We start from the raw sequence: 229 nt of genomic DNA, 5'->3' as shown, positions 1-229 counted from the left end.
TTTCAGATTGCAAATGCTTTAATGCGATTGAAACCGCAGATTCTCCTTCAAATGGCAAGCGTTTTATGTGCTAAGCAATTTATAGGATATCATATGGGAAATGAAGAATTAATTGAAGAGTTTGACAAGCACTTAGAAGAAATGCAAGAAGACGGTTCGATTTCTTCCATAGACGAACCAATCAAACAAAAAGTTTCCGAAAGAAATGTTTGAAAAAGCACATTATGAT

1 pseudogene is annotated in these 229 nt (G+C 34.1%); it reads left to right on the top strand.

Features of this window, described 5'->3' with window-relative positions:
• Positions 1-213 (top strand): annotated as a pseudogene (locus P6709_RS20435) (hypothetical protein); the annotation flags it as partial.
• Between the last annotated feature and the right edge of the window lie 16 nt (positions 214-229).

It is taken from the genome of Jeotgalibacillus sp. ET6 (genome assembly GCF_029667115.1).
Taxonomy (GTDB): domain Bacteria; phylum Bacillota; class Bacilli; order Bacillales; family Jeotgalibacillaceae; genus Jeotgalibacillus.
Note: the sequence above shows the minus strand (reverse complement) of the source record. Positions and strands in the feature narration are given on the sequence as shown.